Annotated in this window: 7 protein-coding genes; 5 read left to right on the top strand and 2 right to left on the bottom strand. The window is 70.6% G+C overall.

Annotation, left to right across the window (positions count from 1 at the left end):
- Positions 1-3: 3 nt before the first annotated feature.
- The 4 genes from KGA66_RS26405 to KGA66_RS26390 all read left to right on the top strand — a co-directional run bounded on the left by KGA66_RS26405 (position 4) and on the right by KGA66_RS26390 (position 7,242).
- The gene (locus tag KGA66_RS26405) at positions 4-1,737 is read left to right on the top strand and encodes a dolichyl-phosphate-mannose--protein mannosyltransferase (RefSeq protein WP_438822080.1); all 1,734 of its coding nucleotides are present in this window, start codon (positions 4-6) and stop codon (positions 1,735-1,737) included.
- A 406-nt stretch (positions 1,738-2,143) separates the two neighbouring features.
- Complete coding sequence (locus tag KGA66_RS26400) at positions 2,144-3,154, top strand: LacI family DNA-binding transcriptional regulator (protein ID WP_211471827.1); 1,011 nt, start codon at positions 2,144-2,146, stop codon at positions 3,152-3,154.
- 125 nt (positions 3,155-3,279) lie between these two features.
- The gene (locus KGA66_RS26395; RefSeq protein WP_211471821.1) at positions 3,280-5,310 is read left to right on the top strand and encodes a glycoside hydrolase family 31 protein; all 2,031 of its coding nucleotides are present in this window, start codon (positions 3,280-3,282) and stop codon (positions 5,308-5,310) included.
- A 54-nt stretch (positions 5,311-5,364) separates the two neighbouring features.
- A complete protein-coding gene (locus KGA66_RS26390) occupies positions 5,365-7,242 on the top strand; it encodes an ABC-F family ATP-binding cassette domain-containing protein (protein WP_211471819.1) in 1,878 nt (625 codons plus the stop codon).
- Here KGA66_RS26390 and KGA66_RS26385 read toward each other — a convergent pair whose 3' ends face one another.
- Positions 7,243-7,923, bottom strand: coding sequence for a class I SAM-dependent methyltransferase (locus KGA66_RS26385; RefSeq protein WP_211471817.1), 681 nt, complete (start codon positions 7,921-7,923; stop codon positions 7,243-7,245).
- A 147-nt stretch (positions 7,924-8,070) separates the two neighbouring features.
- Between KGA66_RS26385 and KGA66_RS32535 the strand changes: the two genes are divergently transcribed.
- On the top strand, positions 8,071-8,571 hold the full coding sequence (locus tag KGA66_RS32535) for a LuxR C-terminal-related transcriptional regulator (RefSeq protein WP_246508748.1): 501 nt from the start codon (positions 8,071-8,073) through the stop codon (positions 8,569-8,571).
- Here the strand turns inward: KGA66_RS32535 and fdhD are convergent.
- On the bottom strand, positions 8,555-9,376 hold an 822-nt coding region (gene fdhD / locus KGA66_RS26375; protein WP_211471815.1), incomplete at its 5' end, for a formate dehydrogenase accessory sulfurtransferase FdhD. The two genes, KGA66_RS32535 and fdhD, sit on opposite strands and share 17 nt — an antisense overlap.

Raw genomic sequence — 9,376 nt, 5'->3', positions numbered from 1 at the left:
GCCGTGGGCGGGTATGGGGGGCTTGTGGCGCCGGGCGGGCCGGAGGCAGAGTCCTTCGACGGGGCGCGGCATGGTCGGATGCGCCGTGGTTGGGAGCGTGGGCGGGTCTGGTATCGGGCGAGTGGTTCGGTGCGTCCGGATCCGCGTGCGTCGTTGCGTGATCGGTTGGTGCCGCCGTTCTATCCGGAGTTCTTCCGTGGTGCGGGCTGGATCCTGCCGCTGGTGGTCACGGTGGTCGGGGGTGTGCTGCGGTTCTGGAACCTGGTGTGGCCCAACTCGTTGATCTTCGATGAGACGTACTACGCCAAGGACGCCTGGTCGATGTACGTCTACGGCTGGGAACACAGCTGGGTGGACTCGAACACGGCCAATCCGAAGCTCGTCGGTCCCGGCACGATGGGCCACAACGGCGCGGCGAGCTTCAACTGCAACCCGTGTCAGGAGTTCGTGGCGCATCCGCCGGTGGGTAAGTGGGTGATCGGTGCGGGTGAGCAGTTCTGGGGCCTGAACCCGGTGGGTTGGCGGTTGATGGAGGCGCTGCTGGGCACGTTGGCGATCTACATCATCGCCCGGGCCGCGCGCCGGATGTTCCGTTCGACGTTGATGGGTTGTGTCGCGGGTCTGTTGCTCGCTTTCGACGGGCTGGCGTTCGTGATGGCGCGTACGGCGCTGCTCGATGGTGTGCAGATGTTCTTCATTCTCGGTGGGTTCGCGGCGCTGTTGGTGGATCGGGACAAGGCGCGGGCGAGGTTGGCCGATTGGCGTGAGGAACGTGGTTCGGGTGTGTTGTTGGGGATGGGGGAGCGTGGTCCGGGGCTGGGTTTGCGTCCTTGGCGTCTGGTGGCGGGTTTGTCGTTGGGGTTGGCGACCGCGACGAAGTGGAACGGTGTGTTCTTCGTGGCGGTGTTCGCGCTGTTGAGTGTGGCGTGGGATCGGGGGGCGCGTCGGGCGGTGGGTGTGCGCCGGCCGTCGCTGGCGGTGTTGCTGCGGGATGTTCCGAGGGCGTTTGTGGCGTTGCCGGTGACGGCGGTGTTCGTGTTCGTGGCTTCGTATGCGGGGTGGTTCTTCGATACGGCGAACGGTGGGGGGTACAACCGGTTCTGGGCGAATGCGCATCCGTCGAACTTCTGGCCGACGTGGACTGATCCGCTGCGTTCGCTGTGGAACTACGTCGATCAGCAGTACGGCTTCAACGCCAATCTCCAGTCGCCGCACCCGTATCAGTCCAACCCGTGGTCCTGGTTCGTCCTGGGCCGCCCGGTCGCGTTCTATTACGAGGCGCCGAAGACCGGGCAACAGGGCTGCACGCCGTCGATGGGCTCCTGCTCGGCTGAGGTGCTGGCGTTGGGCAATCCGCTGCTGTGGTGGCTCGCGACGGCGGCGATCGTGTTTCTGTTCTGGCGTTGGATCGGGCGGCGGGACTGGCGTGCGGCGGCGATCCTGGCGGGGATCGCGGCGGGTGTCGTTCCGTGGTTGTGGTACGCGCAGCGCACGATCTTCTCGTTCTACGCGATCGCTTTCCTGCCGTTCATGGTGCTGGGCGCGACGATGGCGATCGGCTCGATCCTCGGGCGGGCGGACGCTTCGCCGACGCGCCGGGTGTGGGGCTCGGCCGTGGCCGGGACGCTGGTGGTCGGCATCGTGGCGTTGTTCGCGTACTTCTATCCGATCTACACCGGACAGACGATCCCTTACACGGACTGGTCCAACCACATGTGGCTGCCGTCCTGGATCTGACGAATGCCTGACCGCGGCGGCGGAATCGGGCCGCTGCGACCTCGGCCCGCCTCCGACGATCACTGCACTCGTCGTCGACGCGGGCGTGGCGCGTCTTGCGCGGCCGCTGTAGGCGGCAGATCTTCTCCGGTCACTGGCCGGGCACCGATTCCGGTGCCCGGCCAGTGCCGTTGATGCGGTGCCGAGAGTCGGGAATCGAAGCGCTTCGACGATCCCCATGGACATTCCCTACCTGCCCGGTCTACCCTTCATGGGCAAGACCGGGCGCGGCCTGCTCCGAGTCGAGTCGAAGCGCTTCACCTGTCTCCGGCCCAGCCTCCGACCGCGCCGCCGCCCGTTCCCGCCCCCGACCGATAACGCTGCCGAGCCCGGGTCCGCACACTCCGGGACGGCCCTGGAGGACTCCATGGTGACGCTGGCCGAAGTCGCCCGCCAGGCGGGCGTCTCGCCCTCCACAGTCTCCTACGTGCTCTCCCGGAAACGCTCCATCTCCGACGACACGCGGCGCAAGGTGGAGGCGGCGATCGAGGCGCTCGGCTACCACCCGCACGCCGGTGCCCGCGCCCTGGCCTCGAACCGCTCCAACATCCTGGCGCTCATGGTGCCGCTGCGCAGCGACATGTACGTGCCGGTGATCATGGAGATCGCGATGGCGGTCACCACGGAGGCCCGCGAGTACGGCCAGGACGTACTGCTGCTCACCAAGGACGAGGGCACCCGCGGCGTGCGCCGGATCGCCGGCAGCGGCCTGGCCGACGCCATGATCGTGATGGACGTCGAACTCGACGACGACCGCATCCCGGTGCTGCGCGAGACCGACACCCCGGCCGTCCTGATCGGCCTGCCCGCCGACCCGGCCGGCCTGGCCTGCGTCGACCTGGACTTCGAGGCGACCGGGGCGGCCTGCGCCGACCACCTGGCCGACCTGGGTCACCGCGACGTCGCGTTGATCGGCGAGGGCGAGGGCGTCTACCAGCGGCACACCGGTTTCGCGGCGCTGACCCTGCGCGGCTTCCAGCGCCGGGCCGCCGAGCGCGGCCTGCGCGCGATGCACCGGGCCTGTGAGGGCACGTACGAGTCCACCGCCGGGATACTGTCGCGCATCCTCGAAGAGCGGCCGTCCACCACCGCTTTCGTCGTGCAGAACGAGTCGGCGATCCCGCCGCTGCTCAGCCTGCTGCGCCTCTCCGGCCGCGCGGTCCCCGAGGACACCAGTGTCGTGGCGATCTGCCCGGACCAGGTCGCGCTCCAGTCCTCGCCGCGGCTGACCAGCGTGTCCATCCCGGCCGAGGAGATGGGCCGGCGCGCGGTGCGGATGGTGATGGCGCAACTCGAGGGCGACCGGGGCGAATCGGTCACGCTGCTGCCGCCGATCCTGACCGTGCGCGAGTCGAGCGCGCCGCCGTCAGCCTCCTGAGTCCGAACTCCGACCGCGCCCGCCGCCCGCCGAGGCAGGCCGCACCACGGTCGCCGCCGCCGGCGTGCGAAGGCGGGGTCGGCCGGCCCGCGCGACCCCACCCCAGTCCACGGAAAGGCTGTTGAATGTCAGACGAAGCGCCGCTGGCCTCTCTCGCCCACGAAGAGGGCGAGTTCCGCGCAGCCCCCGGCGGCCTGGAGTGGACCGGCCGCCAGGAGACCCTACGGATCGAGGCATGGGGCGCCGACGCACTGCGGGTGCGCTCCCGAGTCGGCGGACCGATCCTCGACGCCCTGCCCGGCGCACTGGTCCGGGAGAGCGCGCCGCCGCTCGACACCGAACCGACCGTGACCGTCGGCGCGCGCGAGGCCACCGTCGTCAACGGCGCGATCACCGCCACGATCTCCCTGATCGGCCGGATCACCTTCACCCGGACCGCGGACGGCGCCGAGTTGCTCGCCGAGCAGGACGCGCACTTCTGGTGGCCCGGCCCGCGACTGCGTACCGCACACGGCAACGGATACGCACGGCTTGAGCAGCGTTTCGCCGCGTACCCTGACGAGCGGCTGTACGGCCTCGGCCAACACCAGCACGGTCTGTACGACCAGAAGGGCGCTGTCGTCGAGCTGGTGCAGCGCAACTCAGAGGTCAGCATCCCGTTTCTGGTCTCCTCGCGCGGCTACGGCTTCCTGTGGAACACCCCCGCGATCGGCCGGGTCGAGCTGGCGGTCAACGGCACCCGCTGGGTCGCCGACAGCGCGCGCCAGCTCGACTACTGGATCACCGCGGGAACCCCGGCGCGCATCCAGCGCAACTACGCCGACGCGACCGGCCACACGCCCGGGCTTCCCGAGTGGGCGGCCGGGTTCTGGCAGTGCAAGCTGCGCTACAAGTCGCAGGAGGAGCTTCTCGAAGTCGCCCGCGAGTACCGCCGCCGCGGGCTGCCGCTCGCCGTCATCGTCGCGGACTTCTTCCACTGGACGCACCTGGGCGAGTGGCGCTTCGACCCGGCCGAGTGGCCCGACCCGCAGGCCGCGGTAAAGGAGCTGTCCGAGTACGGCACCCGGCTGATGGTGTCGGTCTGGCCCTCCGTCAGTCCGCTCTCCGAGTTCCACGCCGAGATGGAGCGGCGCGGCCTGTTCATCGGCACCGAGTTCGGCCCGGTCGCGCACGCCGACTGGCCGGACAAGGGCATCGACAAGACCGTGCAGGTCGCCTTCTACGACGCGACCAACCCGGCGGCGCGCGAATTCGTGTGGTCGAAGGTGCGGGAGAACTATCTCTCCCACGGCATCGAGGTGTTCTGGGCGGACGCCTGCGAGCCCGAACTGAAGCCGGGCTACTCGGCCAACCTGCGCTACCACGCCGGGCCCGGCCTCGAAGTCGGCAACCTGTACCCGCGCGAGAACGCCCGGATGTTCCACGAGGGCATGCTCGCCGAGGGCCGCAGCGAGATCGTCACGCTCAACCGCTCGGCCTGGGCCGGCTCCCAGCGGTACGGCGCGATCCTCTGGTCCGGCGACATCTTCACCGATTTCGAGACGCTGCGTAAGCAGATCCCGGCCGGCCTGAACACGGCGTTGAGCGGTATCCCGTGGTGGAACACCGACATCGGCGGTTTCCACGGCGGCGACCCGACCTCTCCGGAGTACCGCGAGGTGATGGTGCGATGGTTCCAGTTCGGCGCGTTCAGCCCGATCTTCCGGCTGCACGGCGTGCGCTCCCCGGCCACGCCGTTCGGGCCGGGGATGACAGGCGCGCCGAACGAGATCTGGTCCTACGGCGAGGAAGCAGCCGAGATCATGGCCTCGTACATCGCGCTGCGCGAGCGGCTCAAGCCGTACATCCTCGACGTGATGCGCGAAGCGCACGAGACGGGTCTCACGCCGATGCGGCCGTATCACCTCGAATTCCCCGACGACCGCCGGGCGTGGGAGATCGACACCGCGTACCTGTTCGGACCTGACCTGCTCGTCGCGCCCGTGCTTGAGGCGGGCGCGCGCGCGTGGACGGTGTACCTGCCGGCCGGTGCCTCCTGGCGCGATGCGTGGACCGGGCGGCGATACGAGGGCGGCCAGGACGTGACCGTCGACGCGCCGATCGAGCGCATCCCGCTGTTCCTGCGTGACGACGCGGAACTGCCGATCGCCGGATAGCGGCTGACCTGGAGGAAGGCAGAGCACGCAGCGCGTACGGGTACCGTTGCTGTCGTGGTGAACCTGGTCAACATCGAGGCCGTGAGCAAGGCGTACGGCACCCGGACGCTTCTCGACGGCGTGTCGCTCGGCATCTCGGAGGGCGATCGCATCGGCGTCGTCGGGCGCAACGGCGGCGGCAAGTCGACGCTGCTGCGCCTGCTCGCCAAGCTGGAGGCGCCGGACGCGGGCCGGGTCACGCACAGCGGCGCGGTGCAGGTCAACGTCGTCGGCCAGCATGACGACCTCGACCCGCGGGCCACGATCCGCGAACTGCTGCTGGCCGGTATGGCAGAGCACGAATGGGCCGGGCAGGCGCACGTGCGGGACGTGCTGACCGGGCTGCTCGGCGGCGTCGGCGCGCCCGCCTTCCGCGACGGGCTGGACACGGTCGTCGGCCCGCTCTCCGGCGGCGAGCGGCGCCGCATCGCGCTGGCGAAGGCGCTGCTCGAAGCCGACGCCGCGGACCGGCTGCTGCTGCTGGACGAGCCGACCAACCATCTGGACGTGGAGGCCATCTCCTGGCTCGCCGCGCATCTCAAGGGCCGCAGATCGGCGCTGCTGGTCGTCACCCACGACCGCTGGTTCCTCGACGAGATCTGCACGCTGACGTGGGAGGTGGCCCGCGGCCAGGTGCACTCCTACGAGGGCGGCTACTCGGCGTACGTGCTGGCGCGGGCCGAACGCGCCCGGGTCGCCTCGGCGGACTGGGACCGCAAGCAGAATCTGCTGCGCAAGGAACTGGCGTGGCTGCGGCGCGGCGCCCCGGCCCGCACCTCCAAGCCGAAGTTCCGGATCGACGCGGCGAACGCGCTGATCGACGCGGAACCGCCGCCGCGCGACTCGGCCGAGCTGATGGGCTTCGCCACGGCGCGTCTCGGCCGCACCGTGTACGAACTCGAAGACGTGACCTATTCGGTCGGCGGCGAGGTCGGCGGCGAGGTCGGCGGTGAGAGCGGCGGCGCCGCGGCGGACGGGCAGGGCGGCCGGATCCTGTTCGACCACCTCACCTGGCAGCTCGCTCCGGGTGAGCGGGTCGGCCTGGTCGGGGTCAACGGCTCCGGCAAGACCAGCCTGCTGCGGCTGCTGACCGGCGCGGTGAGTCCGGACGACGGGAAGGTGGTCACCGGGGTGACGGTCCGGCCCGCGCTGCTGTCCCAGGAGATCACCGAGATCCCGCCGGACACGCGGGTGCTCAAGGCCGTCGAGGAGGTGCGCGGGTCGGTCGACCTCGGCAAGGGCAGGACGCTGACCGCCTCGCAACTGCTGGAGCGATTCGGTTTCGCCGGGGACAAGCAGTGGACGCCGGTCGGGGACCTGTCCGGCGGCGAGCGGCGGCGGCTGCAACTGCTGCGGCTGCTGATGGACGAGCCGAACGTACTGCTGCTCGACGAGCCGACCAACGATCTGGACATCGACACGCTCACCGCACTGGAGGACGTGCTCGACGGCTGGCCGGGCTCGATGATCGTGGTCTCACACGACCGGTACTTCCTGGAGCGCACCACGGACCGGATCGCCGCGCTGCTCGGCGACGGCGGGCTCAGGATGCTGCCGGGCGGTGTGGATCAGTACCTTGAGCGCCGTGCGGAGACGGTCGCGGCAGCCGACGCGTCCCGGCAGCGCGCCGCCGCGAGCGCACCGGGTTCGGGCGCCTCGGCAGCCGCCGACCGCGCCGTGCCGAGCGCCCGTGACCAGCGCGCCGCGCAGAAGGAACTTGCCCGGATCGAGCGGCGGCTGGACAAGATCGCCGCTCGGGAGACGCGGCTGCACGAGCTCATGGCCGAGTCGGCGGCGGACTACGAGGCCGTCGGGAAGCTGGATGCCGAGCTGCGCGAGCTCGCCGCCGAGCGCGAGGGCCTTGAGGAGCAGTGGCTCACACTCGCCGAATGATCAGCCGGCGCCTTCCCCGGCGCGCAGGATCAGGTAGGCCTGCGCAGTCTTCTCGGGACCGATCGGCGCGTGGGAGAACCGGGCCACGGGGAGGAATCCGGCTCGCACGGCCTGCTGCTCCACGCGCTCGGGCGGCAGCCGGTAGGCGTCGAAGGCGAGGCCGCTGTGGCCGTAGGCGGCGGTGATGCGGCGGCGTTCGTCTCCGGCGTGAAAGGCCAGCAGCAGGTGGCCGCCCGGCGCGAGCGCCCGCCGGAAGCCGGAGAACACGACCGGGTGCTCGGCGGGTGGCACGTGGATGACGCAGTACCAGGCGACCAGGCCGGCCACGGAGCCCGGAGGCAGGTCCAGCGCGGTCATCTGCCCCACCCGGAACTCCAGGCCGGGATGACGGCGCCGGGCCTGTTCGATCATCGCGGGCGAGAGGTCGATGCCGAACACGTTCAGGCCCAGCCCGGCAAGGTGGGCGGTGATCCGCCCCGGTCCGCAGCCGACGTCGACAACCTGCTGTGCGCCCTCACCGGATGCCGCGCCGCGCACAAGCTCCGCGTAGAGGGCGAGCACGGCGCGGTCGAAGGGATTGTCGGCCAAGGCGTCGGCCAGCAGCGCGGCGTAGTCGGCGGCGACTGTGTCGTAGCCGGCTCGCGTGGCGGCGAGGTACTCCGGCTCGTCAGGTACGGTCATGGGCCGCGAGGCTAGCGGCGTGCTCCGACAATGCGTCGATCATGTAAATAGGCTGACCGAGTGAGGCTGCCCGAACCGGCCGCGCACTTGATCACCTCTGCCTACGGTTGATGTGTAGTCGGCAGACTGGACAGAGGAGGCTGAAGAATGACCGCATGCGGACACGGGCACTGCGACGCGCTGACGGAGCGCGAACGCGAGGTGCTGGAGCGCCTGGCGCGCGGCGAGTCGAACCGGCAGATCGCCAGGACGCTGGCCATCACGCCGTCCACGGCTCGCACACACACCCAGAACGTGCTCATGAAGCTCGGTGTCCAGTCACGGGTTCAGGCGATCGCCTCCCTGGACGCGGCGCTCGCCACGTCCGTGCGGCCCGTGCGCGAACCCGAACCCGCGCGGCGCGACCCGATCAGCCTTCTGACGCGGCGCGAGCGCGAAATCCTCGCCAGTGTGATCGACGGCCTGACCCGCGCGGCGATCGCGGCGCGGCTGGGCCTGTCGCCGCACACCGTCCGCACCCATGTGCGCAACATCCTGGCCAAGCTCGGCGTGCACTCGACGCCCGAGGCCGTGGCGCTCGTGCACAGCAGCCGGCAGGCGCCGGGCGATCAGCCGCCGCGCCCACGGCCGCTCACCCGGCCGGGCTGATGCGGTGCGTTCCGCAGTAGACGTTCGCGGACTCGCCGCGCACGAAGCCCGCGAGCGTCATGCCGCACTCCCGGGCCAGTTGCACCGCCAGCGAACTGGGCGCGGAAACCGCGGCGAGCACCGGGATCCCGGCCGCCGCCGACTTCTGCACCAGCTCGAACGACGCCCGTCCGCTGACGGCGAGCAGGTGCCCGCGCAGCGGCAGCCGGTCGTTGCGCAGCGCCCAGCCGATCACCTTGTCCACCGCGTTGTGCCGGCCGACGTCCTCGCGCACGCACAGCAGCGTCCCGTCGGCGCCGAACAGGCCGGCCGCGTGCAGACCTCCGGTCGTCGCGAACAGCTTCTGCCCGGCGCGCAGCGTCTTCGGCAGCGAATACAGGGTCTGCGCGCTTATCCGGAGCGGATCCGTCTCCACGCTCCAGTGCGCGTTGGCGCGGACGGCCTCGATGCTCGACTTGCCGCAGACGCCGCACGCGCTGGTCGTGTAGGTGGTGCGGTCGAGTGACCAGAGCGGTAGCTCGGTGCCCGGGGCGAGATCGACGTCGACGATGTTGTACGTGTCGTGCGCGGCTTCCACCCGGTGCGGGTCCTGCGACGCCGAGGGCGTCAGCCCGACGGGTCCCGAACAGGCCGAGTCCCCGCAGAAGCGCATCCGGGCGAGCTGATGCCGCTCCCGCACCACGCCCTCGCCGACCAGATAGCCGGCGACCAGGTCGAAATCGTCGCCGGGGGTGCGCATCGTCACGGCGATCTGCTTGCCCGCGACACGGATCTCCAGCGGTTCCTCGGCCGCGAGCGTGTCACG

Origin of the sequence: Actinocrinis puniceicyclus (genome assembly GCF_018283645.1) — a bacterium.
In the GTDB taxonomy this organism is placed as follows: Bacteria; Actinomycetota; Actinomycetes; order Streptomycetales; family Catenulisporaceae; genus Actinocrinis; species Actinocrinis puniceicyclus.
The sequence above is the reverse complement of the archived record's forward strand: the minus strand, read 5'-3'. Positions and strand labels throughout refer to the sequence as shown.

Coding starts and splice junctions, on each gene's coding strand:
- KGA66_RS26400 (WP_211471827.1), top strand. CDS start 2,144: ATGGTGACGCTGGCCGAAGTCGCCCGCCAGGCGGGCGTCTCGCCCTCC.
- KGA66_RS26395 (WP_211471821.1), top strand. CDS start 3,280: ATGTCAGACGAAGCGCCGCTGGCCTCTCTCGCCCACGAAGAGGGCGAG.
- KGA66_RS26385 (WP_211471817.1), bottom strand. CDS start 7,923: ATGACCGTACCTGACGAGCCGGAGTACCTCGCCGCCACGCGAGCCGGC.
- KGA66_RS32535 (WP_246508748.1), top strand. CDS start 8,071: ATGACCGCATGCGGACACGGGCACTGCGACGCGCTGACGGAGCGCGAA.